Raw genomic sequence first — 24,277 nt, 5'->3', positions numbered from 1 at the left:
CAGTTATACTTTTCAACCTTCCGATGCTTGTGCCGAAAGTTTTACGGTAAATGTTACAATTACACCTCAAGTTACACCAACCTTTTCTTTTGGCAATCAAATTGGTATTTGTTTCGGTGAAAACGCACCTATACTTCCTTCAATTTCAAACAATAATGTGAATGGCGTTTGGAATACGGCCGTAATAAACAATACCCAATCCGGCAGTTATACTTTTCAACCTTCCGATGCTTGTGCCGAAAGTTTTACGGTAAATGTTGCAGTTACCAATCCCATTACGCCTGTATTTACTCTCCCTACTTCAGTTTGTTTTAATTCTACTTCTTTTATCTTACCTACGGTATCAGAAAATGGAATCTCAGGAACCTGGAACCCCTCAAGTGTAAATACTACACAAAATACAGTTTACCAATTCACACCGCAAAACACTGCCTGTGCCAATTCGGTTTCTGTTTCAATTGCTGTGTTTCCGGAAATTTCATATCAAATTACAGATCAATGTGAAAACAATCAATTTATTTTGGGAGTTGAACTTACCAATTCCTCAAATGTGATAGTCTCTGATTTCAATTGGATGACTGAAAACGGAGTAACTGTAGGATCAAATTCATCTACTTTTAATGTTACAGAATACATTAGAAGCACACCTCAAACAGAAACATTTCCAATCATATTTAGAGTTAACGTAACCACAATAGATGGATGTAGTTTAGAGGAATCTATTCAGCTTGCCTCAATTTTCTGTGGCATTCAAAAAGGAATTTCTCCAAATGATGATGGCTCAAATGATTTCTTTGATTTAGAACATTTTGAAGTACAGAAATTAAGTATTTTTAACCGTTATGGAATCAAAGTTTATTCTAAAACAAACTACACCAATCAATGGCGAGGACAATCAGATCAGGGTGAAATTCTCCCATCCGCAACCTATTACTATGTAATTGAATTCAAAAATGGTGAAACCAAAACCGGTTGGATTTATCTCATGCAATAAATAGCCATTTTCTATAAAAACCAGAACCGATTCCGATAACGAATCGGTTCTTTTGTCTTAAAAATTAGTTAAGAGCAAAATTCAAAAATTATAAAAGTGTTATTTTAGCTCATTCAATATATTTTCAATGAAAGCAAAATCATTATCACTCATTTTACTTATGGGACTTTCAACTGCCTCCACCGGATTGGCTCAAGAAATTAAATCTACATTTAATACCAACCCATTTTTTGGGAATTACAAAAGTGACTACAATGTTCCTCCTTTTAATTTGATTAAAAACGAACATTTCAAACCTGCAATTGAGGAAGGAATCAAGCAACAAGAAGCCGAAATTAAAGTGATAACAAATAACAAAAGTATGCCTACTTTTGAAAATACCATTTTAGCTTTAGAAAATTCTGGCGATCTCTTGAGTAGAGTTTCTACAGTATTTTACAATTTGAATTCTGCCAATACTAACGAAGGCATTCAACAAATTGCAAAAGAAGTTGCTCCGCTTATATCGGCACACAATGACAATATTTATTTGAATGATGCCTTATTTGCTAAAGTGAAAAAACTTTGGAATGATAGAGCCAAATTAAAATTGAATGCGGAGCAAAATAAACTTTTAGAAAAAAATTACAAGAGTTTTGTTCGTAGTGGTGCAAACTTAAATGCAAAACAAAAGGAAGAATTAAGAAAAATCAACAGTGAACTTTCTTTGTTAACATTGAAATTTGGACAAAATATTTTAGCAGAAACGAATACTTACGAATTGGTTTTAGACAATGCAAGTCAACTAGAAGGACTTCCGGAAGATGTTATAGCTGCCGCTTCTGAAACGGCTAAATTAAAAGGAAAACCAGGCAAATGGGTATTCACCCTTTCGAACTCAAGTGTCATGCCTTTTTTGCAGTACAGTACAAACAGAAAATTAAGAGAACAAATTTGGCTTGCCTATACCAATCGATGCAACAACGGCGATAAATTTGACAACAACGCTACAGCTATAGAACTTGCAAACCTACGTGCTCAAAAAGCAAAATTATTAGGTTATGAAACTCACGCACATTACGTGCTAGAAGAAAGTATGGCAAAAACGCCTTCAAAAGTTATGGATTTCCTGAATCAACTGTGGGTACCCGCTCTTGCCAAAGCAAAAGTTGAAGAAGCCGAAATTAAAGAAATGATGGTTAAAGAAGGTATTCAAGATGCCGTAAAACCGTATGATTGGAGATATTACAGCGAAAAAATAAGAAAATCCAAATTTGACTTAGACGAACAAGAACTTCGCCCTTATTTTAGTCTTGAAGCCACAACCAATGGGGTATTTATGGTCTGTGAAAAATTGTATGGTTTAAAATTCAAACCTTTAAACAATATACCAACCTACCATCCGGATGTTACTGCTTGGGAGGTACAAGAAAAAGATGGCAAACCAATTGGTTTATTATTCATGGATTTCTTCCCCCGAGACTCCAAAAGAGGTGGAGCTTGGATGACTTCATACAGACCCCAAAAAACGGAAAATGGAAAACGAATTCCTCCTATTATTTCTATTGTATGTAACTTCTCTAAACCTACAGAGAATACACCTGCCCTATTTACTTTTGATGAAGTGACTACTTATTTTCACGAATTTGGTCATGCCTTACACGGATTACTATCTAATGTTACCTATAAAAGCTTAGCCGGAACAAGTGTTCCAAGAGACTTTGTTGAATTACCTTCACAAGTAATGGAAAATTGGGCTTCTGATCCGGAAGTTTTAAAAATGTATGCCAAACACTATAAAACCGGCGAAACCATTCCGGATGCTTTAATCCAAAAATTGGAAAATGCAGGAACTTATGGACAAGGTTTTGCTACTGTTGAATATTTAGCTTCCTCATTTTTAGATATGGATTTTCATATGCAAACCAAACCCATATCAGGAACGGCAGCAGCTTTTGAAAAAGCTTCTATGCAAAAAATTGGTTTGATTGAAGCTATTGTTCCTCGTCACAAAGCCAACTATTTCAGTCATATTTTTGCCGGAGGGTACTCTGCCGGATATTACAGTTATATTTGGTCTGGGGTTTTAGATACTGATGCTTTTGATCAATTTAAGCAAACCACACTGTTTAATAAAGAAAAAGCAAATTCTTTCAGAAAAAACATACTTGAAAAAGGAGGCACAGAAGAACCAATGGATTTGTATAAAAGATTTAGAGGTAGCGAACCAAGTATTGAACCTTTATTAAGAAAAAGAGGACTGGATACGAAAACAAAATAAAAAAAGGTGTTATTAATTCAATTAAAAAATCCCGAAAATTTGATTTTTCGGGATTTTTTTTATCCATGATATACTCTGGAAAAGAGAATCTTATTTTCATAAATTTCCAAAACTTCGGCTACTAACATTTCGTCTTCGCCTTCAACATTTCGAATGTACTCCATAAAGACCCGGTCAGAATTAGCCGTTAATGATGTAACTTTGTAGTGTAAGGTTGGCAATCTATCAAACGCGTCTTTCCACCATTCTCGCAAAGCTTCTTTACCTCTGACAAAACCTTTGGTCTCGGGCTTTCTGATTTTCAATTTTGGACTAAAATGTTGAGCCTGTTCGTCATAAAGTGACAATAATTGCTCCAAATTATGTTGATTAAAAGCGTCAAACCATTTGTATGCGATAGACAAATTTACTTCGGCACTCATTAAAATATTCTTAAATTGATGATTTCTTGTTCAGTTAAAAATCGCCAATTGCCTCGCGGTAAATTCTTTTTGGTTAATCCGGCGAAAGCCACACGATCCACCTTTAAAACATTGTACCCAAATTTCTCAAAAATAGAGCGAACCACTTTAACATTGGCCGTTCGTAATTTGATTCCTATTTCTGTTTTAGGTTGCTCTTCAATGTAACTGATTTCATCTACATAAAGTCGATGTTCATCAAAGGAAACACCACCCGCTATTTTTTCTAAATCTTCAAACTTAAGGTTTTTATCTAATGAAACTTGGTAAATCTTGGTTGACTTCTGATTTGGCAAACTGAATTTTCGAATCATATCGGTATCATTCGTAAAGAGTAACAAACCGGTTGTGTTTTTATCCATTCTGCCAATGGGTTGTAATTTGGTTGGCGTTGCATTTTTAATCAACTCATACACATTTCGCATATCGCGTTCATCATCAACAGAGGTGGTAAAATTCTTGGGTTTATTCAATAAAAGATATTCTTTTTTCTCGGGTATGATGTTTGCTCCGTCGAAATTAACCACATCACCGGGTTTCACTTTATAACCCATTTCGGTAATCACGTGACCGTTTACTTTTACATTTCCGGATTGAATATAGATGTCTGCATCACGACGTGAACAAGCTCCGGAATTGGCAATGTATTTATTCAAACGAATATCATCCGATTTTACTTTCGGTTTGGCAGGCAACGCATCGAGATTGGGTGTGACTTTTTTAGGTTTTTGCGAACGTTTCGCCATAGCCGGTTTTGGTTTATTAGAACTACTTGGCTTTCCCTTTGTATTTTTGTTGGAAGTTGATTTTCTGCTGCTTCCGTCTTTTTTGTTCATCTTTAAATTTTTTGTAAAGATACGGAATTGAAAATTGGGAACAGAAAAGGATTTCAGATTAAATATCCAGCACTTCTTTACCGTGAATTAGTACCGAAGGTTTTATTAATACAATACTAAAAACTCCAGCAACTATGATAAATTTCAAGATGTTGTGTAAAAGCAGGTAATTTTCTTTAGAAGTAGATTTCCACAACTTGGCCAAAAAGACAATTAAAATGATAAAACTGAGATAAAAATAACTGTCCATATAACCTACATCATACATTTCGATGAGAATATAAACGGGGGCAACTGTACAAACTACTAAAAACGTAATGATTTTTTTAGAAAAATTTTCACCAAAAATGACAGGTATCGTTCTGTAATTTTGAACCAAATCACCTTTGATGTTTTCTAAATCTTTAATCATTTCCCGAATCAAAATCAACAAAAACAAGAAAGAGGCATGGGCAAAAATGACATAATACTTTTCGTTGTTTAAATTTTGAAGAATGCCGTCAATTTTTTGATAATACAAAAGAATGGCAAAAAAGGGAAGAACTGCCAACAAAGCCGCTGTTACATTTCCAATAATAGGGTATTTCTTTATTTTATGTGAGTAGAACCAAATGAGAAAAATATAGGTAGAAAAAAACAAAACCGCTCTCCAAGAAACCAAAAACGCAATCAGAAATACAAAAAAATTGAGTCCGAAATACACTTGCAGTTTCGTTTTTTGTGAAACCAAACGGTCTAACATGGTTTTGTTAGGCTTGTTAATTAAATCCTTTTGACTGTCGTAAAAACTATTAATAATATAACCTGAAGCTATTGTTAAGGTAGAAGCCAATACAATGATAAACAAATTGAAATCCAACACCACATCCAATGCTCGTTTTTCGGCCAAAATAAAGATGGCCGAAAGGTATTGAGCTAAAATGATTATAGGTATATTGTATCCTCGCACCACAGAAAACAAACTGATGATTTTCATTACAATCAATTTGTTTTTTCTGGATAATGCCATAAAGGAGTTTTTAAATCAATATTAAAATTGATACACTACTTCTAATTTATAGTCTTTTAAAGAAGCTTTGGCTTTTTCTAAATCTTGAGTAAATCCTAAAATATAACCGCCTCCACCGGAACCACACAACTTTAAATAATAATCGTTGGTATCGATTCCCTTTTGCCAAACTTGGTGAAATTGTTCAGGAATCATGGGTTTAAAGTTATTCAATACGACTTTTGATAATTTTTTAGTATTAGAAAACAAAGACTTCACATCGCCTTGAAGGAAATTTTCCACACAGGCATCGGTATATTTAACAAATTGATTTTTCAACATGGTACGGAAACCTTGGTCTTTCAAATTTTCCATGAAAATGTTTACCATCGGTGCCGTTTCACCTACTATGCCTGAATCTAACAAAAACACAGCCCCTTTTCCATTGGTAGCCTGAGACGGAATACCGGTTGGTTCAATATTGTCTTTTGAATTGATTAAAATTGGTAAGCTCAAATAACTGTTTAATGGATCTAATCCGGAACTTTTCCCATGGAAAAAGGACTCCATTTGAGAAAAGATATTTTTTAATTGTAATAATTTTTCTCGGGTTAAATTCTCTAAAACCGTGATGGTGTTATTGGCATATTTATCATAAATAGCAGCCACTAAAGCTCCACTACTACCCACGCCATATCCTTGTGGAATGGAGGAGTCAAAATACATTCCTCTTTCAATATCTTGATTTAATACTTCCAGATTGAAGGTAACCAACTCCGGTTGTTCAGCTTGTAATTGTGCTAAATAAACAGCAAATCGCTTTAAACTTTCGTTGGATTTTACAGCTTCCGGAGACGGATTTTCACTCACTTTCAATGCTCCGTTGTAAAAATTATACGGAATCGAAAGTCCTTTTGAATCTTTAATAATTCCGTATTCTCCAAATAGAAGAATTTTTGAGTAAAAAAGGGGTCCTTTCATATTTAATTTATAATTGACAATTAATAATTGATAATTACTTTGACTTTGATGTGTTTATAATACTGGTCAATAATTTTAAAATCTCTATATTCTTGACTTTTATAGCATGATATTCTATTTCATTTATAAACTTAGTTTCAAACAATAAATCCAACCAATATTCAGTTTCATTTGCTTCTTTCAAAGAAATTGCCAATTTGTGAATAAAATCTGCTTTGCTCTCCGCTTGTTCTGCCTCTCTTACATTTGAACCAATTGACGTTCCTGAACGCAGTAGCTGTTTAGACAAAACAAACTCTCTTCTCTCTATTAAAACCCTATAAAGATAAACTATTTCTACTGCGAATTCAAAAGATTTTTCTTTAATAACATTTTTTTTCTCCATTTCAAGAATTGTCAATTGTCAATTATCAATTGAGTTCCATTTCCAATTTCGTCACAAATATACTGTTCGTTCTGACAATGCACAACTAATTCATTCTTAATAAATTGCAAAACTTCATCTCTAACGTTTTCGGGATACAAAACATGTACGTTTGCTCCAGCATCTAAAGTAAAACATACCGGAATGGCTGTTGCTTCTCTAAATTTCCAAATTTTATTAATGATTTCCAACGTATTGGGTTTCATCAAAATAAAATACGGCATCGATGTCATCATCATGGCATGTAAGGTTAACGCCTCACTTTCAACTAGTTTCACAAATTCAGGAACATCGCCATTGGCTAAAATAGCTTTCATTTTTGACAAATTTTGATGAGCTTGCTCAAATCTTTTTTCGGCAAAGGGATGACCATTCATCAAATCGTGGCCTAAGGTACTCGAAACTTGTTTTTCGCCTTTATCAACCAATAAAATTGTGTCTTGATAATTGTTAAAGTTTGAATGAAGTGTTGAAAATTCAACCCCAAATAAATCTGAACTGTTTTGCGTTTCCTGATGATTTCCCCAAATAACTACTTCACCTTTTACACTTCTGCAGGCACTTCCAGAACCTAAACGGGCCAGAAAGGATGATTTTTGATTAAAATAGTCTACAGACATTTCAGGATTTAAGATTTTTTCCAGGCTCATAAAATTTACAGCCAATGCTGCCATTCCGGAAGCTGAAGAAGCAATTCCTGAACTGTGAGGAAAAGTATTTTGTGTGTCAATCGTGAAATGATAGTCTTTTAAAAAAGGCAAATACACCTCGACTCGTTCCAAAAATTTTTGAATTTTCGGTCGGAACGATTCTTTTGGTTTACCTTCAAATAACAAATCGAAAGAAAAATTTTCCCCTTTTTCTATTTTGGAAAAAGATAAACTTGTAATGGTTTTGCAATTTTTCAACGTAAAACTAATAGAAGGATTGGCCGGAATTTGATTTTCCTTTTTTCCCCAATATTTCACCAGAGCAATATTACTGGGAGCCGACCATTGAAAACTACCTTTTTCAACTGTTTGTGAATACTCTTTCGGAATAAAATCTGAAGGCGTTTGCATGCAATTTATTTTTGGAGCAAAGATACAGATTTTGTGTCATGCAGACTTTTTTTGAACGTGGTTTTGTTATACTTTTGAATAAAAATTCACCATGTCAAAATCTCTCAAAATTGCGGTTGCTGTTCTAGTTTGTTTAGCGGTGGGTTATGGTGCCGGAATGGCCACACAATCCTCTATTGAAACGTGGTATCCTACGTTAATTAAACCTGTTTTTAATCCACCCAATTGGTTATTTGCTCCGGTTTGGACACTTTTGTATGTGATGATGGGCGTGAGTGCCGGATTGGTTTGGAGCAAGATGGAAATTGTTCCTGTTTTAGTTAAAAAAGCACTTTGGGTTTTTGCCATTCAATTGATTTTAAATGCGTTGTGGAGTTTTTTGTTTTTTGGCATGTGCAATCCGTTTTTGGCTTTCATTGAAATTTTGTTGCTTTGGTTACTAATTTTTGAAACCATTAAGCTTTTCAAACCAATTGACCCTTTGGCTAGTAAATTATTAATTCCGTATTTACTATGGGTTAGTTTTGCAACGCTTTTAAATGGTAGTATTTGGTGGTTGAATAGCTAGCCTCACCCCCTCCCGATAGTTAACGGGACTCTCCAAAGGAGAGCCGAGCCGAGCCGTTTAACATTCTAATTGTAAAAAATCCTTTCAAACACTCAAAACACTTTCAATCTCCAAAACCTCTCCCGATTGCAAATCACTTAAGTGAAAATTTCCAATCCGAACACGAACTAAACGTAGCGTGGGAAAACCAACCGCAGAGGTCATTTTGCGAACTTGCCTAAACTTTCCTTCGGTTAAGGTTATTGAAACCCAAGAAGTGGGTCCGTGACGCTCATCGCGTATTTTTTGTGATCGTGCAGGAAAATTTGGGTCATCAATCCTTTTGGCTTTACATTTTTTGGTTTTGTATTTGGTGCCTTTAAAGCCTATTAAAACGCCGTTTTGCAATTGCTCAACGGCTTCTTGAGTGATGATGCCATCCACTTGAGCATAGTATTCTTTTTCTACTTTTTTGCTTCGCACTACTTCGCTCATCATACCATCTGTAGTCAGAATAATCAACCCTTCCGAATCTTCATCCAAACGACCAATTGCCATGGTTCCGGGAGGAAAATCATGCAATTCTCCCAACAACTTTTTGGTTCGTTTCAGTTCATAGATAAACTGACTCAGGTAGCCGTAGGGTTTGTGGAGTAAAAAGTGGCGGTGGTTTTTCATTTTTTTGAGTGTTCAGTTGACAGTCGCAGTTTGCAGTCACTGTTTTCAAATTTCAAAAGAGAACTTTTATTTTCAAAATTGGTTTTAATTTTTCTTGTAAATAAAACTAAACCGTAATATTTGGAACTTTGCGTCTTTGCGAGAAAACAATTATCTCATGCTGAGACGCAAAGCCACTAAATTTATAATTAGCGATAAAACTGAAAATCGTATAAAGCAAAAAAGCCATTCACCAAAAGGTGAAAAGCTTTTCATTGGTCTAACTACTAAACCAGGACTCCCTTTCGGTCGTCCAAAACAACACAACTATTTTCAATGCTTTTTTGGGCAAAAAAGCACTTTGTTACCAAAGTGCTTTTAAAATTTTTCCCAATTTTAGCGGTCTGGACGGGACTCGAACCCGCGACCCCATGCGTGACAGGCATGTATTCTAACCAACTGAACTACCAAACCATCGCTTTATTGCGGTTGCAAATATACAACTGATTTCTATATCTGCAAGTATTTTTTTTACTTTTTTTTATTCAAAAGCCACAACACTAGCCAAACATTTGTTTTTCAACCAAATATGTAGTGAGTATTTTTTCAAAATTGGCACCAACATTAACCGGAACGTACTTTATTTTATTTTGAGCACACGTCATCGCTACTTTTTTGAAATAAGCATCCACATTTTTTTCATATACTTCTTTAATATTATCGGCAAATAAATTGACCGTTTCTCCCGATTCTACATCAATAAACTTTCGAGGTGCGTTATCAAAATCAAAATTTAACTCTCTTTTTTGATCTAAAACATGAAACAAAACTACTTTATGTTTGTTGTGTTTTAAATGTTGCAAAGCAGTAAACAATTTTTCTTCTTCACCGTTTTGAAACATATCCGTAAATAAAATTATCATCGAACGACGGTGCATTTTTTCGGCAATTTGATGAAGAAAAGTAACTGTTTCGGTAGGTTTAGCCACTTTAGGATTTTCCAAAAGGTCTTCTAATTTGTTTAAAATCATCCGATGGTGGCGATCACTTCCTTTTTCGGGAGCATAATATTCATAGGTGTCTGAAAAAACACTTAAGCCTACCGCATCCCGTTGCTTTTTGAGCAAATTCATTAAAACGGCAGAAGCTAAAACCGAAAAACCTATTTTACTTTCATAAAAGGGCTGTCCCGATTCCAATTGAGGAAAATGCATGGAAGAAGAATTATCGATAATCAAATGACAACGCAAATTAGTTTCTTCTTCATATCGTTTGGTGTATAAACGATCGGTTTTGGCAAATAATTTCCAATCGATGTGTTTGGTGCTTTCACCTTTGTTATACACTTTATGCTCGGCAAATTCAGCTGAAAATCCATGAAATGGCGATTTGTGCATACCGGAAATAAAGCCTTCCACCACTTGATTGGCTAATAATTCTAAATGCTTAAACCCGGAAATTATCTCTTTTTGTTGATCAATCCTCATGTCTCAAAGATAATTTGAAAATTTGAAAAGCGATTGATTTACCTCATAATTTTAACAAAAAAGGCTCAATCTTTCGACTGAACCTTAAACTAAATACATTCCAACTTATTTAGCTATTTCATTTGAAAATCAGGATGACCGCATTGCCACAAAACAAATCCGAATTGATGAGCAAAATCTTGATAGGTTACATTTTTATCCTCAGTAAAATGACCATTATCAAAATTTACTTTAAGCAAAGCAGGCTTTGTAGTAGCAGTATTCAACTGCATCATGGCAGCAAATTTTGCAGGTTGCCACGGAATCACTCTTGGGTCATTCCATCCGGCAACACACAAAACAGCAGGATATTTTTCTCCTTTTATAATATGAGCCACACCATCCATTTCATATAGTGCTTTACATTCAGTTGGATCGTTAGTTGTACCAAATTCTTTGGTGTTATTTGCTCCATTAGGTGTAAATTCCATTCGCAAAGCGTTAGAAATCCCTACATTACACACTGCTGCTGCAAATAAATCCGGTCGTTCAGTAATGGCTCTTGTTATCAATATTCCACCGGCAGAAGTACCCATACCACCCAATTTAGCAGGAGAAGTATAACCATTTTGTATAAGCCATTCACCACAACTAATAAAGTCTTTCCACGTATTGGGTTTGTTAGATTTATGTCCACCCATGTACCATTCATAGCCTTTCTCACCACCACCTCTAACGTGTGGAATAGCAATAATTACCCCTTTAGTTGCCAAAGTGTTATACATAAAATCAAACGAAGGTTTTGAACTCATTCCATAAGCCCCGTAAGCTTCCATCACACACACATTTTGGCCATTTTTTTTGATGTCTTTTTTGTATATTAGCGATAAAGGTATCATTACACCATCATGTCCTTTTACTTCTACTTCTTCCACTACTAATTCATCAAATGCTTTAGGATAATTTGATGGTTTACTGAACATACTTTGCTTAAATGTGTTTTTATCCAAATCCAAATCATAGGCTGTTGGTGCTTTATTCCAGCTTGTAATTTTGACCATTATTTCATTCTTTTTTCTATCTACAACACTTAAAGTAAAAGTACCCGATAATGGCGTTTCAATTTTCTCCACTTTTTTAGTTATCAAACTATATTTATAGAGTGAACAATTGATTCCATCACTGTAAACCACAACCAGATAATCATTGCATTTTACAAATTCTTGCAAAGTTTCTTTTCTTTCAGGCATGATTATTTCCGCATTATCCCAATCAAGGTTTTCTAATGAAGTAGAAATCAATTTAAGATTTGAAGCTTCTTTGGTAGAAACCGCAAAAACTTTTCCTTGATGAAATTCAATGGTTCCGACAAGACCATCTTTCACCTCAGATAGCACTTTCCAAGTTAAAGATTTTTTTGTTTTGCTATCGTTTAATGCGTAAAATGTTCTTAATTCATTTTGCACGGAGAATAATCCTCCAAATACATAATTTGGCATATCATCAGTTGCAAAAGCTACCGGAAAATCAGAAGCGTCAATAGGTAGTTCTGTATTTTTGGCTTTAGAGAAAAAATCTTCACTTGGTTTTGTCAAATCTATTGATTGAAACATCGTTTTGAGATTCATAAAAAGTTCGGGGCTAGTCATATCAGATGTAGCTAATTTAGGCCACAAAAATCCTGAATTATCCGGCATCCATTCACTAATTCCGTTATAATTGGGTTCAAATTTTTGCGGTAAAACCTTTTTCTTTACAACGTCAATTATTATCAAACTTCCAATTTCGGCTCCCATTTCAGCATAACCAATCCCTAGGTATTTCCCATCAAAACTAGGTTTGATTGCAGTTACTGAAAGTGTTTTTTCTGCAATAAAAGTTGTAGGATCAAACAACAGCTCTTCACTACCCTCTTTCCCTTTTCGCATGTAAATTTTTCCGACAGATTCATTGGGTAGCGTTTTTTTATAGAAATAAATGCCTCCCCTGAAATAAATATCTTTATACTTTTCTTGTTGAATTAAACTTAAATTACCCCATTCTTTTGCCAAAGCCTGAATGCCATTCACTTTGCTAAAAACTTGGTTGGTATATTCTGCCTGGTTTTTAAACCATTGTTCTACTTCAGGATTTTTCATGTCTTCTATCCAACGTAAAGGATCAGGATAAGATACCCCGTGAAAAACATCGACTTCGTTTCCCGTTTTTGTTGGTGGATAGGATTGAGAAAACAAAGTATTACTCAGCAAAGCAAATACTGTAATTATTATATTTTTTGATGAATACATGGTCTAATTTTTTATAAATTAATGTCAAATTTATAACTATTTAACATATTTACAAAATTAAATCCATTGATATAATTTGCGAAAAAAGTATAAAAAAACCCGGATTAAATCCGGGTATGAAATGTGTTTTTAAGATTGATTACAACAACGCATCAATAGCATCTGTATAATTTTTCTTTGGAGCTACACCTACTTGTCTTCCTACCACTTCTCCATTTTGGAAAACTAAAACGGTTGGAATATTTCTCACTCCGTATTTTGCGGCAAATTCTTGATTTGCATCTACATCTACTTTTCCAATGACTGCTTTTCCTTCATACTCGGTTGAAATTTCATCAATTACCGGACCTACCATTCTACAAGGGCCACACCATGCTGCCCAAAAATCTACTAAAACCGGCTTGTCTGATTTTAATACTACTTCTTCAAAAGTAGCATCTGTTATTGCTAATGCCATATGTTTTTTTATTAAAGGTTTAACTTTGTTTCAAGTTTTATGATGCAAATTTAAAAATTTAAAACTTAAAGTCGTGTTAATTGAAAATTAGTTTTGATTATAAAAGTATTGTTGGAATTGATTATCAATTCAATTTAAAATCCACCTTCATGCTTTCAAGATTACTTAACAACTCGTTAGAAATTTTAACTTTTAGCTTTCTGCTAGGCATGGCTAATTTGTTTAAAACCCTTACTTCCTCTTCGGCATCTTCTACATCTAATTCCATTTCTGTTACTAATTCACCCTCTGATTCCTCAAGATCTACCGGGGTGATCTCAAGCGGTTTTAAAGTTACTTCTTTTTTAATACGTTCTAATTCTAAAACTTCAAAAGTAACCGAATTATCCCCTTGATAAGTTTTGAAAATCTCGTGTAATCCGGTAATAAAATTCTGATGTAATTCTTTTATATCAATCAAAATCGTCAACTTTTTAGCAAATTGCGGCAAAACATCGGCCAATAATTTGGCATCTGTAAATTGAATTCTTGGATCTGATTTTTTTCCGGTTTCGCGATTCACCCAACCCTCTTTAACCAATACCTTAAAATAAACGAATTGATTTTGAATCAAAAAGTGACGATATTTCAAATATTCTTCATCGAAAATTCGGAACTCAAAACTTTCCTCATATCCCTCTAAAACAAAAGTAGCCCAACCTTTTCCGTTTTTGGCTGTTCGATGTTGAATATTGGTTACAATTCCAGCAAATGAAAGGGTTTTGTTTACATAAAGCTCCAATTGTTTGAGGGCTTCAAGTTTGGTATTGCAAAAATATTTCATTTCAAAACGAAAATCATCTAAGGGATGTCCGGATATATAAATTCCAACTACTTCTTTTTCTTTGGCCAATTTTTCCATCGTGCTCCACTCCTCACAAGGTGGTACTTGAGGCTCTGCAATTTGAACTTCACTTGCTTCTCCAAATAAACTTACCTGAGCTGAATTTTCGTTTTCCTGAAACTTTGCTCCGTATCGCATAGCCTTTTCTAAAAACGTAATAGCGTCGCCATCATGGTGGAAATATTGAGCTCTATGGGTAGATGTAAAGCAATCGAACCCTCCTGCTAGAGCTAAATTTTCAAAGGCTTTTTTATTGGCAGCACGCAAATCGATACGTTTTGCCAAATCAAAAATAGATTTGTATTTTCCATCTTTTAGCCTGTTTTGAACAATGGTTTCTACGGCTCCTGCTCCAACCCCTTTTATGGCTCCCATACCAAAGCGGATAGCCCCGTCATCATTTACCGTAAATTTATAAAACGATTCATTTACATCCGGACTTAATACTTTCATTCCCATTCGTTTGCACTCTTCCATGAAAAACGAAACCTGTTTGATATCGTTCATGTTGTTTGAAAGAACAGCTGCCATATATTCTGCCGGATAATGAGCTTTAAGGTAAGCCGTTTGATACCCAATCCAGGCGTAACATGTGGAATGCGATTTATTAAAAGCATAACTTGCAAAAGCTTCCCAATCGGTCCAAATCTTATCAAGCTTTTGAGCATCATGCCCTTTGGCCACTGCTTGATCGATAAATTTAGACTTCATTTTATCTAAGACATCTTTTTGCTTTTTACCCATCGCTTTTCGAAGCACGTCTGCATCACCTTTAGAAAATCCGGCTAGCTTTTGCGAAAGCAACATTACCTGCTCTTGGTAAACGGTGATTCCGTAGGTTTCGGCTAAGTATTCTTCGCAAGCATCTAAATCATAGGTAATTTCTTCTTCTCCATTTTTTCTTCTAACAAAAGAAGGTATATATTCAAGAGGTCCGGGACGATAGAGTGCATTCATAGCAATTAAATCCCCAAAAACGGTTGGTTTTAAATCGCGTAAGTATTTTTGCATACCTACCGATTCGTATTGAAAAATCCCCACTGTTTCTCCTCGTTGAAACAACTCATAGGTTTTAACATCATCAATTGGAAAAGCATCGGGATCTAATTCTTTACCGGTACGGTATTTTATTAGCTTAACCGTATCTTTAATTAAGGTAAGCGTTTTTAAACCCAAAAAGTCCATCTTCAACAATCCGGCACTTTCTACCACTGAGTTGTCAAATTGAGTTACATACAACTCAGAATCTTTAGCCGTTGAAACCGGAACAAAGTTGGTTATATCATCTGGAGTAATAATTACCCCACAAGCATGAATTCCGGTATTTCGCAATGACCCTTCTAAAACCTTGGCTTGCTGAATGGTTTCGCCTGCCAAATCGCCTTCATTGGCTATAGCAATTAATTCTTTAATATTGTCAAATTCATCCGAGCGAACTGCCTTTTTGACCTCCTCGATTGAATCTGATAAAAAACGAGCTAAACTCCATTTTCCGGGCATCATTCCGGGGATAAGTTTGGCTAATTTATCGGCTTCAAAAAGAGGTAAATCCAATACTCGAGCCGTGTCTCTAAGTGAGGATTTGGTAGCCATTTTACCGTAGGTAATAATCTGTGCTACCTGATTGGCACCATATTTATCAATCACATATTGCATTACTCGGCCACGACCTTCATCATCAAAATCAATATCGATATCAGGCATGGAAACCCTATCCGGGTTTAAAAAACGCTCAAAAAGCAAATCGTATTCTAACGGATCAATGTTGGTAATCCACAAACAATAAGCCACAACTGAACCAGCAGCCGAACCTCGACCCGGTCCTACAGACACATCCATATCCCGAGCTGCTTTTATAAAATCTTGAACAATCAAAAAATAACCCGGATAACCTGTATTTTCAATCGTTTTTAATTCAAAATCAAGACGTTCTTCAATTTCCGGAGTTATATTTCCATATCGCTTTTTGGCTCCTTCAAATGTAAGATGTCGCAAGTATAAATTTTCTCCTCTTTTTCCTCCATCTACTTCATCTTCGGGGACAATAAACTCATCCGGAATATCAAATTTAGGAAGTAAAACTCCCCTTGCTAAATCATAGATTTCTATTTTTTCTACAATTTCATTTGTATTAATAATGGCTTGAGGTAAATCGGCGAAGAGTTTTTTCATTTCTTCACCCGATTTAAAATAATATTCTTGATTGGGCAAACCATACCTATAACCTCGACCCCGACCTATTGGGGTTGCCTGTTTCTCTCCATCTCGTACACAAAGTAAGATATCATGGGCATTTGCGTCATTTTTATCAATGTAAAAAACATTATTTGTGGCAACAATTTTCACATTATGCTTTTGAGCCAATGCTAATAACGATGCATTTACACGATTTTCGTCTTCTTGATTGTGACGCATTAATTCAATATAGAAATCGTCTCCAAATTGACTTTTCCACCAGATTAGAGCTTCTTCCGCTTGATTTTCACCAATATTTAAAATTTTATTCGGAATTTCTCCGGACAAACTTCCTGACAAAACAATCAAATCTTCTTTATACTTTTGTATAACTTCCTTATCAATACGAGGCACATAGTAAAAGCCATCCGTATATCCAATTGAGGACATTTTGGCTAAATTATGATAGCCTCTTTTATTCTTAGCCAAAAAAACAACCTGATATCCGTTGTCTTTTCGGGTTTTGTCTTTATGGTTTTCACACACATAAAATTCACATCCCACTATAGGCTTAATTATCGTTTCTGTAGGAATTTCTCCGGCTTCTATTGCTGTTTTATTTTTGGCTTCGGCTGATTTATTGTGATAAAGAACATCTCGAACAAAGTGAAAAGCACCCATCATGTTCCCCATATCGGTCATGGCAACTGCAGGCATTTTGTTTTTTACGGCTGCTTTAACCAAATCGGCTACCGAAATTGTTGACTGTAAAACAGAAAATTGGGTGTGATTGTGAAGGTGAACAAAATCTACATCTACCAACACCTCCTGATTTTGCTTTTTATCAATAGAGGTATTGTTGTTCTGAATTTGTTGCAATTGAGCACGTATAGCCTCAGATGCAGCCTTTAAATTGATATGATTTAACCCAATAAGTTGAATTTCTTTTGGATTGTGTTCGTTGAAATTTTTGAAATAATCTGGAGAGACATCGAGTTCTTCTTTGGTGAAAATTTCTCTTTTAATTAGCTCCAAAAAACAACGTGTGGTAGCCTCAACATCGGCAGTTGCGTTATGAGCTTCTGCAAATGGTTCATTAAAAAGAAATTCATGGAGTTCAGTAAGTGTGGGCAACTTATATTTACCGCCTCTTCCTCCGGGTAACTTTAACAAATCTGCCGTAACTTCGGTACAAGTATCAAGAACAGGTAGAGCATTTAGAATCGTTTCCATTTGGAATCTGTGAAACTCACAGCCCATAATATTTAAATCAAAACCCACATTTTGGCCTACAACAAATTTAGCCTTTCCAAGAGCCGTATTGAATTTTTCGAGAACCTCATGTAATGGCACTCCTTCTCGCTCAGCTAATTCGGTAGAAATTCCATGAATTCTTTCAGCATCGTAGGGAATATTGAACCCGTTGGGCTGTACAAGATAATCCTGATGCTCGAGTAAATTCCCCATAGCATCATGCAATTGCCACGCAATTTGAACACATCTTGGCCAATTGTCAGTATCTGTTAGTGGAGCATCCCAACGTTTTGGCAAACCTGTGGTTTCGGTATCAAATATTAAAAACATGCGAAAGTGATTTGTGAATAGTACTTAGTGAATAGTCCTGAGTAACGAGTTAAAATCTATCCCTAATTCTATTTCAAAAATAGAGTTTACGACAGAGATTTTCAATTTTAGTTATTAACAAAAAAAAGACCGTACTAAAAAATACGGTCTTTTACATTATCAAAAAATACTACTAGTATCTTCCTCCACCACGGTTGTTTCCACCACCGTTATATCCGCCACCGCGATTGTTTCCTCCAAAACCACCTGAACGGTTGTTGTTGAAACTTTTTCTTTCGCCTTCCGGTCTTGGTTCCGATTTATTTACTACAATAGCACGTCCTTGAACTGTTGCACCATTTAGTTCGTCGATAGCTTTTTGACCTTCTTCGTCATTTGGCATTTCAACAAAACCGAATCCTTTACTTCTTCCCGTAAATTTATCGGTTACTACTTTAACAGAGTCTACAGCTCCATAAGCCTCGAAAGACTCTCTTAAATCTGCTTCCTCAATACTCCAAGGAAGGCTTCCTACAAAAATGTTCATAAAAAAAATATTAATTACAACAAAGGTAGACTATTAAAATGGCAAACTACTATAAATGACCTATTTATTTCAAAAAAATATTTTATAAAAAAACCACGCCTAGGCGTGGTTGGTATATTTAGGTTTAAGAAAACTAGTCTGATACTCCCGTTACAGGCACTTTATAAAAAACACCGCGGTTAAAATTAAGGATTTCACCCCCCAAAGGATTGTTTTCAATATTTATGGCATTGAAACGAAAATTCCCGGAAACGGTTCCATTCTCGGCATCAAATTCTGTAATTTCAATTTGACCGTCACCACCTATATTATTCCCGGTGTGATAAAAAAGCTCATCCGTTTCGTAAGTAAATAAAAAACTAGCATAACGAATAGTACTGTTACCCAATTGATACACGCCCAAATTAGTTGACGGAACTCTCAATGTCATTTTTTGTCTTCGAGCCGATGCCGTTAAAGTTAAAGAACCGTCTGTACCTAAAACCGCCTTAGAATCTATAGCCCGCCAAAACACATTATCTAATTTACCTTGGACCGAAGGATTATTGTATACTACATCTTCTTCACAAGAACCAAAAAGCAGCACAATAACCAATAAGGATAGTATTTTTTTCATGGGGATTGAAATTGATATATTTTAATAGAGAACAAAAATAACTTTTCTTTGAAATAAATTGACATTTAGCAGTGTTAAAAACTGAATTAAATCGGAATTCAAATAAATATTTACTTTTTTCACTCATTTGGTCACACATGTGATTTTTTTTTATAAATTTGCACCCTTAATTAACAGAGGTCGAGTACCTCACAATTTAATCATACGATTATGCCAGTAAAAATTAGATTACAAAGACACGGTAAAAAAGGAAAACCTTTTTTCTGGATTGTGGCTGCTGATTCAAGAGCCAAAAGAGATGGTAAATTCTTAGAAAAATTAGGAACTTACAATCCAAACACCAACCCAGCTACTATTGATTTAAACTTGGACAACGCTGTTCAATGGTTACACAATGGGGCTCAACCTTCTGATACTGCAAGAGCTATCTTATCGTACAAAGGAGCTTTGTTAAAGCATCACTTAGACGGAGGTGTTAGAAAAGGAGCTTTGACTCAAGAGCAGGCAGATGCTAAGTTGGCTGCTTGGTTGGAGGAAAAAGCAAACAAAGTAAATGCTAAAAAAGACGGTTTATCAAAAGAACAAGCTAAAGCTAAAGCTGAAGCTTTAAAAGCTGAAAAAGCGGCTAATGAAAAACGTATTGCTGCATTAGCTGAAGCAGAAGCTGCCAAAGTTGCAGAAGAAACTGCTGAAGAAGTTTCAGAAGAAGTAAGTGATGTTGTTGCAGAAGATGCACCGGCAACTGAAGAAACGAATGAACAAACAGAAGCTTAATTTATTGCGATAATGCGTAAAGAGGATTGTTTCTATCTTGGCAAAATCGCTAAAAAATTTAGTTTTAAGGGTGAATTGTTGGTCTACTTAGACACTGACGAACCCGAATTATATGAAAATATGGAATCAGTTTTTGTTGAAATAAACAAAAATTTGGTTCCATTTTTTATAGAAAACAGTGCTTTACATAAAAATGACTTTCTTCGTGTAAAGTTTGAAGATATTGACAACGAAGAACAAGCAGACGAAGTCTTAGGCTGCGAGCTTTATCTTCCTCTTTCATTTTTACCAAAACTAGAAGGGAATCAATTTTATTACCACGAGGTAATTGGTTTTGAAATTGAAGATAAACGTTTAGGAATTGTTGGTACTATTGTTTCTGTAAATGATTCTACTGCTCAACCTCTTTTTGAGGTTATGAATAATGGTATTGAAATGCTAATCCCTATGATTGATGCTTTTCTTATTGAAGTAGATAGAACACACAAAAAAGTGGTCATGGATTTACCCGAAGGCTTGGTGGAGATGTATCTTTAGAAGTTTTTAGTCGTACTTGACTGTCGCAGTTTACAGCAAACTGAAATCAAAATTCATCATTCAAAAACCGACAATCCCCTTGTTTCAATTCAAACAATTCTCCATTCAACAAGACCGATGTGCGATGAAAGTGGGCACTGATAGTGTTTTGTTGGGTGCTTGGTGCCCAATTGACAACCATCCTTTTTCCGTATTAGATATTGGTGCCGGAACCGGAATTTTATCTTTAATGATTGCCCAACGGAGCCATGCCGAGCAAATTGATGCACTAGAAATAGACGAAGATGCCTACGAACAATGTGTTGAAAATTTTGAAAATTCGCCTTGGGGCGATAGACTGTTTTGTTTTCACGCCGGTTTGGATGAGTTTGTGGAAGATCCGGAAGATGAGTACGATTTAATTATTTCTAATCCTCCTTTTTATTCCGAAGATTATAAAACCAAAAATTCACCACGTGATTTAGCTCGATTTCAAGACGCAATGCCTTTTGAAGATTTGGTTGAAGCCACTAACTTACTCCTTTCCGAAAACGGAATCTTTGCCGTAATCATTCCTTACAAAGAAGAAGAAAAATTCATCGGATTGTGTGCCGAAGTTGAGCTTTTTCCTGTAAAAGTAACTCGCGTAAAAGGGACTCCCAACACCGAAATTAAACGGAGTTTATTGGCTTTTAAGCGTTATGAATTGCCTGTTTTAGAGGCAGATGAACTAATTATTGAAATCAATCGTCATGATTATACTGATGCATACATCGAGTTGACAAAAGATTTTTATTTGAAGATGTAAGTTTGTTTTCTTAAAAATATAACAATCGTTCATTGATTTGTTACATTTCTTTATTTACTTTTGCAAACGTTATAGTAGTTTGACGGATTAACTGCTATTCACTAATCACTAATCACATAAAAATGAAACCAGATTTATTTCAATCACCTGATTATTATTTACTTGACGATTTGTTAACCGATGAACATAAGTTGGTGCGTGATGCCGCTCGTGCTTGGGTAAAAAGAGAAGTTTCTCCAATTATCGAAGAGTATGCTCAACGTGCAGAATTTCCCAATCAAATCATCAAAGGATTAGGTGAAATTGGTGGATTTGGTCCGTATATCCCTGAAGAATATGGCGGTGCCGGTTTAGACCAAATTTCGTATGGTTTAATCATGCAAGAAATTGAAAGAGGTGATTCTGGAGTTCGCTCTACTTCATCTGTTCAATCCTCTTTGGTGATGTATCCAATTTGGAAATTTGGTAATGAAGAGCAACGCATGAAATACTTGCCTAAATTGGCTACCGGTGAATTTATGGGTTGTTTCGGGTTAACCGAGCCGGATTACGGTTCAAACCCAAGTGGCATGGTAACCAACTTCAAAGACATGGGCGATCATTATTTGTTGAATGGAGCCAAAATGTGGATTTCCAATGCACCCTTTGCAGATATTGCAGTAGTATGGGCAAAAAATGAAGAAGGAAGAATTCACGGATTAATTGTAGAACGTGGTATGGAAGGTTTTTCTACCCCCGAAACACATAATAAATGGTCGTTAAGAGCTTCAGCTACCGGTGAATTGATTTTTGATAATGTAAAAGTGCCAAAAGAAAACTTATTACCGGGTAAATCCGGATTGGGTGCTCCAATGATGTGTTTGGATTCGGCTCGTTACGGCATTGCATGGGGAGCCATCGGTGCTGCAATGGATTGCTATGATACCGCCTTGCGTTATGCAAAAGAAAGAATCCAATTTGACAAACCCATTGCTGCATTCCAATTGCAACAAAAAAAATTAGCCGAAATGATTACTGAAATCACCAAAGCTCAATTGTTAACTTGGAGACTAGGTGTGCTTAGAAATGAAGGAAAAGCCACAACGGCTCAAATATCTATGGCCAAAAGAAACAATGTAGATATGGCTATCAATATTGCTCGTGAAGCACGTCAAATGCTTGGTGGAATGGGTATTACGGGAGAATATTCGATTATGCGTCACAGTATGAATTTAGAATCTGTAATTACCTATGAAGGTACTCACGATATTCATTTGTTGATTACAGGTGCTGATATTACTGGAATACCTGCGTTTAAATAATTAAACAATAATTAAAATCAATACAAAAAGCTTCTTCATTCGGGGAAGCTTTTTTAATTTTGTTTAAGAAATTGGAAACCGGTTGCTTTTCATTTTTCGTATCTAAACTAAAATTGCCATGAACATTGAAAACATAAATCAGAAAATTAATTCCCAACGCGAACAGCTTTTAAAACATTCCTTATACCAAAATATTCGAACGATTGAAGATTTAAGACAATTTCAAGAATACCATGTATATGCGGTTTGGGATTTTATGTCGTTGTTAAAAGCTCTTCAAATCAAATTAACTTGTGCCACAACGCCTTGGTTACCGGTTGGAAATCCGGAAACCCGCTATTTAATCAATGAAATTGTTTTGGCAGAAGAAACCGATTTGACCTTAGACGGAAGAAGGCAAAGTCACTATGAAATGTATATCGAAGCAATGGAAGCTTGCGGAGCTGATACTCTATCGATTCAATCGTTTTTAGAAAATGTGATTGCAACCCAAAACATATTTGTATCAATCAAAAAAAGCAATTTACATCCCAATGTAAAAGAATTTCTCAACTTTACATTTCAAGTAATTGAACAAGGAAAACCTCATGAAATTGCTGCAGCATTTACTTTTGGGAGAGAAGACTTAATTCCGGATATGTTTACGGCCATTTTGAAAAATTTTCAGGCTAATTTTCCGGAAACCGATTTGTCTAAATTGATTTACTATTTTGAAAGACATATTGAATTAGATGGAGATGAACACGGCCCAATGGCCATGCAAATGATTGAAGAATTATGTGGTGATTCTGCTCAAAAATGGGAAGAAGTGGAAGCCATTTCCATACAAGCTCTTGAAAAAAGAATCGGACTATGGGATGCAATAGCCGAAAAAATTACTACTAAAGAAATGTGTATCTAATTTGCAACCCTAACAGACCATGAAAGCAAGATTTTTAGTAATAATAATTGTTTTGATGGTATTTGTACAATGTTCATCTGACGACAATTCAAAAAAAGATGCAAAGGCTATTAGATTAAGATATCTGGCACTAGGAGACAGTTATACCAAAGGACAAGGGGTATGCAATTCATGCCGTTTCCCGGAACAATTAAAAGATAGTTTAACGCAAAACTTTCGTCCTTTTGATATTTTTACTTCAACGTTAATTGCAGAAACCGGTTGGACAACTACACAATTGAAAACTGCAATCGCTTCAAGAAATCAAAATTTAAAATATGATTTTGTTACCTTATTGATTGGAGTAAACAACCAGTACCAAAACCTCCCATTTTCTACATATGAAACCGAATTTCCTCAACTTATTGAAGAGGCTATCTTAGCTGTAGATGGGAATCGAAATCGTGTTTTTGTTCTTTCTATACCAGACTATGCCTACACACCTTTTGGGCAAGGAAACTCAAACTCTCCCCAAATTTCAACTGAAATTGACCAATACAATGCCTTCACACAAAACTATTGTGAAAGCAACAACATTCAATTCCTAGACATCACTTCTTTGAGTCGAACGGGTTTGACTAATCCTGAACTAATTGCATCAGATGGCTTACATCTTTCAACGCAAGCTTACAGCAGAATTACGTCTCTAATTTTACCCTATGTTAAAAACCTAATAGATTGATTTAAAAAAATATAACATTTCTTTGTCATTTTTTTAAAAATACATACCTTTC

At 35.3% G+C, this 24,277-nt stretch carries 22 protein-coding genes and 1 tRNA gene; 9 read left to right on the top strand and 14 right to left on the bottom strand.

What is annotated here, in order from left to right:
- The coding region (locus V7M80_RS04395; protein WP_333694300.1) for a gliding motility-associated C-terminal domain-containing protein at positions 1–994 on the top strand (994 nt) is incomplete at its 5' end.
- 127 nt (positions 995–1,121) lie between these two features.
- Positions 1,122–3,254, top strand: a complete 2,133-nt coding sequence (locus V7M80_RS04390) for a M3 family metallopeptidase (protein WP_333694299.1) — start codon at positions 1,122–1,124, stop codon at positions 3,252–3,254.
- A 59-nt stretch (positions 3,255–3,313) separates the two neighbouring features.
- Here V7M80_RS04390 and V7M80_RS04385 read toward each other — a convergent pair whose 3' ends face one another.
- From V7M80_RS04385 to V7M80_RS04360, 6 genes are read right to left on the bottom strand one after another with little or no spacing between them, the layout of a single operon-like run.
- Positions 3,314–3,676, bottom strand: coding sequence for a nuclear transport factor 2 family protein (locus V7M80_RS04385; RefSeq protein ID WP_333694298.1), 363 nt, complete (start codon positions 3,674–3,676; stop codon positions 3,314–3,316).
- Positions 3,676–4,551: a pseudouridine synthase gene (locus tag V7M80_RS04380; protein WP_333694297.1), complete on the bottom strand. Its 876-nt coding sequence runs from the start codon at positions 4,549–4,551 to the stop codon at positions 3,676–3,678. The genes V7M80_RS04385 and V7M80_RS04380 overlap by 1 nt, the downstream gene beginning before the upstream one ends.
- Before the next feature lie 58 nt (positions 4,552–4,609).
- Positions 4,610–5,560, bottom strand: coding sequence for a geranylgeranylglycerol-phosphate geranylgeranyltransferase (locus tag V7M80_RS04375; protein WP_333694296.1), 951 nt, complete (start codon positions 5,558–5,560; stop codon positions 4,610–4,612).
- A 21-nt stretch (positions 5,561–5,581) separates the two neighbouring features.
- Positions 5,582–6,520, bottom strand: coding sequence for a mevalonate kinase family protein (locus tag V7M80_RS04370; protein ID WP_333694294.1), 939 nt, complete (start codon positions 6,518–6,520; stop codon positions 5,582–5,584).
- 34 nt (positions 6,521–6,554) lie between these two features.
- Positions 6,555–6,905, bottom strand: coding sequence for a four helix bundle protein (locus V7M80_RS04365; RefSeq protein WP_333694293.1), 351 nt, complete (start codon positions 6,903–6,905; stop codon positions 6,555–6,557).
- Between the two features lie 11 nt (positions 6,906–6,916).
- On the bottom strand, positions 6,917–8,005 hold the full coding sequence (locus V7M80_RS04360; RefSeq protein WP_333694292.1) for a diphosphomevalonate/mevalonate 3,5-bisphosphate decarboxylase family protein: 1,089 nt from the start codon (positions 8,003–8,005) through the stop codon (positions 6,917–6,919).
- Positions 8,006–8,096: 91 nt separating this feature from the next.
- On the opposite strand from V7M80_RS04360, the gene V7M80_RS04355 reads away from it, so the two are divergent.
- Complete coding sequence (locus tag V7M80_RS04355; RefSeq protein WP_333694290.1) at positions 8,097–8,573, top strand: TspO/MBR family protein; 477 nt, start codon at positions 8,097–8,099, stop codon at positions 8,571–8,573.
- An 84-nt stretch (positions 8,574–8,657) separates the two neighbouring features.
- On the opposite strand, the gene V7M80_RS04350 is transcribed toward V7M80_RS04355, so the two are convergent.
- The 8 genes from V7M80_RS04350 to V7M80_RS04315 all read right to left on the bottom strand — a co-directional run bounded on the left by V7M80_RS04350 (position 8,658) and on the right by V7M80_RS04315 (position 19,204).
- On the bottom strand, positions 8,658–9,230 hold the full coding sequence (locus V7M80_RS04350) for a pseudouridine synthase (protein WP_333694289.1): 573 nt from the start codon (positions 9,228–9,230) through the stop codon (positions 8,658–8,660).
- Positions 9,231–9,609: 379 nt separating this feature from the next.
- Positions 9,610–9,683 (bottom strand) — tRNA-Asp (locus V7M80_RS04345).
- 86 nt (positions 9,684–9,769) lie between these two features.
- Positions 9,770–10,696 carry a DUF58 domain-containing protein gene (locus tag V7M80_RS04340; RefSeq protein ID WP_333694288.1) on the bottom strand — a complete coding sequence of 309 codons (927 nt, stop codon included), beginning with the start codon at positions 10,694–10,696 and terminating at the stop codon, positions 9,770–9,772.
- Between the two features lie 113 nt (positions 10,697–10,809).
- Positions 10,810–12,963: a prolyl oligopeptidase family serine peptidase gene (locus tag V7M80_RS04335; RefSeq protein WP_333694287.1), complete on the bottom strand. Its 2,154-nt coding sequence runs from the start codon at positions 12,961–12,963 to the stop codon at positions 10,810–10,812.
- Positions 12,964–13,102: 139 nt separating this feature from the next.
- Positions 13,103–13,420, bottom strand: coding sequence for a thioredoxin (gene trxA / locus V7M80_RS04330; RefSeq protein WP_333694285.1), 318 nt, complete (start codon positions 13,418–13,420; stop codon positions 13,103–13,105).
- Positions 13,421–13,544: 124 nt separating this feature from the next.
- Positions 13,545–18,062, bottom strand: coding sequence for a DNA polymerase III subunit alpha (dnaE, locus tag V7M80_RS04325; RefSeq protein ID WP_333694283.1), 4,518 nt, complete (start codon positions 18,060–18,062; stop codon positions 13,545–13,547).
- Between the two features lie 172 nt (positions 18,063–18,234).
- Complete coding sequence (locus V7M80_RS04320; protein ID WP_333694282.1) at positions 18,235–18,588, bottom strand: RNA recognition motif domain-containing protein; 354 nt, start codon at positions 18,586–18,588, stop codon at positions 18,235–18,237.
- Positions 18,589–18,721: 133 nt separating this feature from the next.
- Positions 18,722–19,204 (bottom strand): DUF6252 family protein, encoded by a 483-nt coding sequence (locus V7M80_RS04315; RefSeq protein WP_333694281.1) that lies wholly within the window; start codon positions 19,202–19,204, stop codon positions 18,722–18,724.
- Between the two features lie 210 nt (positions 19,205–19,414).
- On the opposite strand from V7M80_RS04315, the gene V7M80_RS04310 reads away from it, so the two are divergent.
- From V7M80_RS04310 to V7M80_RS04285, 6 genes are all read left to right on the top strand, one after another.
- Positions 19,415–19,978: a 30S ribosomal protein S16 gene (locus tag V7M80_RS04310; RefSeq protein ID WP_333694279.1), complete on the top strand. Its 564-nt coding sequence runs from the start codon at positions 19,415–19,417 to the stop codon at positions 19,976–19,978.
- Positions 19,979–19,990: 12 nt separating this feature from the next.
- Positions 19,991–20,515, top strand: a complete 525-nt coding sequence (gene rimM, locus V7M80_RS04305) for a ribosome maturation factor RimM (protein ID WP_333694277.1) — start codon at positions 19,991–19,993, stop codon at positions 20,513–20,515.
- 79 nt (positions 20,516–20,594) lie between these two features.
- Complete coding sequence (locus V7M80_RS04300) at positions 20,595–21,302, top strand: tRNA1(Val) (adenine(37)-N6)-methyltransferase (protein WP_333694276.1); 708 nt, start codon at positions 20,595–20,597, stop codon at positions 21,300–21,302.
- A gap of 122 nt (positions 21,303–21,424) precedes the next feature.
- The gene (locus tag V7M80_RS04295) at positions 21,425–22,603 is read left to right on the top strand and encodes an acyl-CoA dehydrogenase family protein (RefSeq protein ID WP_333694274.1); all 1,179 of its coding nucleotides are present in this window, start codon (positions 21,425–21,427) and stop codon (positions 22,601–22,603) included.
- 118 nt (positions 22,604–22,721) lie between these two features.
- Positions 22,722–23,504, top strand: coding sequence for a DUF3050 domain-containing protein (locus V7M80_RS04290; RefSeq protein WP_333694272.1), 783 nt, complete (start codon positions 22,722–22,724; stop codon positions 23,502–23,504).
- Between the two features lie 19 nt (positions 23,505–23,523).
- Positions 23,524–24,225, top strand: a complete 702-nt coding sequence (locus V7M80_RS04285) for an SGNH/GDSL hydrolase family protein (protein ID WP_333694270.1) — start codon at positions 23,524–23,526, stop codon at positions 24,223–24,225.
- Positions 24,226–24,277: the final 52 nt, after the last annotated feature.

The sequence above is a fragment of the Flavobacterium sp. genome, assembly GCF_036759525.1.
GTDB lineage: Bacteria > Bacteroidota > Bacteroidia > Flavobacteriales > Flavobacteriaceae > Flavobacterium.
The sequence above is the reverse complement of the archived record's forward strand: the minus strand, read 5'-3'. Positions and strand labels throughout refer to the sequence as shown.

Excerpts from the sequence above, each read along its gene's own strand:
- V7M80_RS04390 (WP_333694299.1), top strand. The coding sequence starts at position 1,122 with ATGAAAGCAAAATCATTATCACTCATTTTACTTATGGGACTTTCAACT.
- V7M80_RS04385 (WP_333694298.1), bottom strand. The coding sequence starts at position 3,676 with ATGAGTGCCGAAGTAAATTTGTCTATCGCATACAAATGGTTTGACGCT.
- V7M80_RS04380 (WP_333694297.1), bottom strand. The coding sequence starts at position 4,551 with ATGAACAAAAAAGACGGAAGCAGCAGAAAATCAACTTCCAACAAAAAT.
- V7M80_RS04375 (WP_333694296.1), bottom strand. The coding sequence starts at position 5,560 with ATGGCATTATCCAGAAAAAACAAATTGATTGTAATGAAAATCATCAGT.
- V7M80_RS04370 (WP_333694294.1), bottom strand. The coding sequence starts at position 6,520 with ATGAAAGGACCCCTTTTTTACTCAAAAATTCTTCTATTTGGAGAATAC.
- V7M80_RS04365 (WP_333694293.1), bottom strand. The coding sequence starts at position 6,905 with ATGGAGAAAAAAAATGTTATTAAAGAAAAATCTTTTGAATTCGCAGTA.
- V7M80_RS04360 (WP_333694292.1), bottom strand. The coding sequence starts at position 8,005 with ATGCAAACGCCTTCAGATTTTATTCCGAAAGAGTATTCACAAACAGTT.
- V7M80_RS04355 (WP_333694290.1), top strand. The coding sequence starts at position 8,097 with ATGTCAAAATCTCTCAAAATTGCGGTTGCTGTTCTAGTTTGTTTAGCG.
- V7M80_RS04350 (WP_333694289.1), bottom strand. The coding sequence starts at position 9,230 with ATGAAAAACCACCGCCACTTTTTACTCCACAAACCCTACGGCTACCTG.
- V7M80_RS04340 (WP_333694288.1), bottom strand. The coding sequence starts at position 10,696 with ATGAGGATTGATCAACAAAAAGAGATAATTTCCGGGTTTAAGCATTTA.
- V7M80_RS04335 (WP_333694287.1), bottom strand. The coding sequence starts at position 12,963 with ATGTATTCATCAAAAAATATAATAATTACAGTATTTGCTTTGCTGAGT.
- trxA (WP_333694285.1), bottom strand. The coding sequence starts at position 13,420 with ATGGCATTAGCAATAACAGATGCTACTTTTGAAGAAGTAGTATTAAAA.
- dnaE (WP_333694283.1), bottom strand. The coding sequence starts at position 18,062 with ATGTTTTTAATATTTGATACCGAAACCACAGGTTTGCCAAAACGTTGG.
- V7M80_RS04320 (WP_333694282.1), bottom strand. The coding sequence starts at position 18,588 with ATGAACATTTTTGTAGGAAGCCTTCCTTGGAGTATTGAGGAAGCAGAT.
- V7M80_RS04315 (WP_333694281.1), bottom strand. The coding sequence starts at position 19,204 with ATGAAAAAAATACTATCCTTATTGGTTATTGTGCTGCTTTTTGGTTCT.
- V7M80_RS04310 (WP_333694279.1), top strand. The coding sequence starts at position 19,415 with ATGCCAGTAAAAATTAGATTACAAAGACACGGTAAAAAAGGAAAACCT.
- rimM (WP_333694277.1), top strand. The coding sequence starts at position 19,991 with ATGCGTAAAGAGGATTGTTTCTATCTTGGCAAAATCGCTAAAAAATTT.
- V7M80_RS04295 (WP_333694274.1), top strand. The coding sequence starts at position 21,425 with ATGAAACCAGATTTATTTCAATCACCTGATTATTATTTACTTGACGAT.
- V7M80_RS04290 (WP_333694272.1), top strand. The coding sequence starts at position 22,722 with ATGAACATTGAAAACATAAATCAGAAAATTAATTCCCAACGCGAACAG.
- V7M80_RS04285 (WP_333694270.1), top strand. The coding sequence starts at position 23,524 with ATGAAAGCAAGATTTTTAGTAATAATAATTGTTTTGATGGTATTTGTA.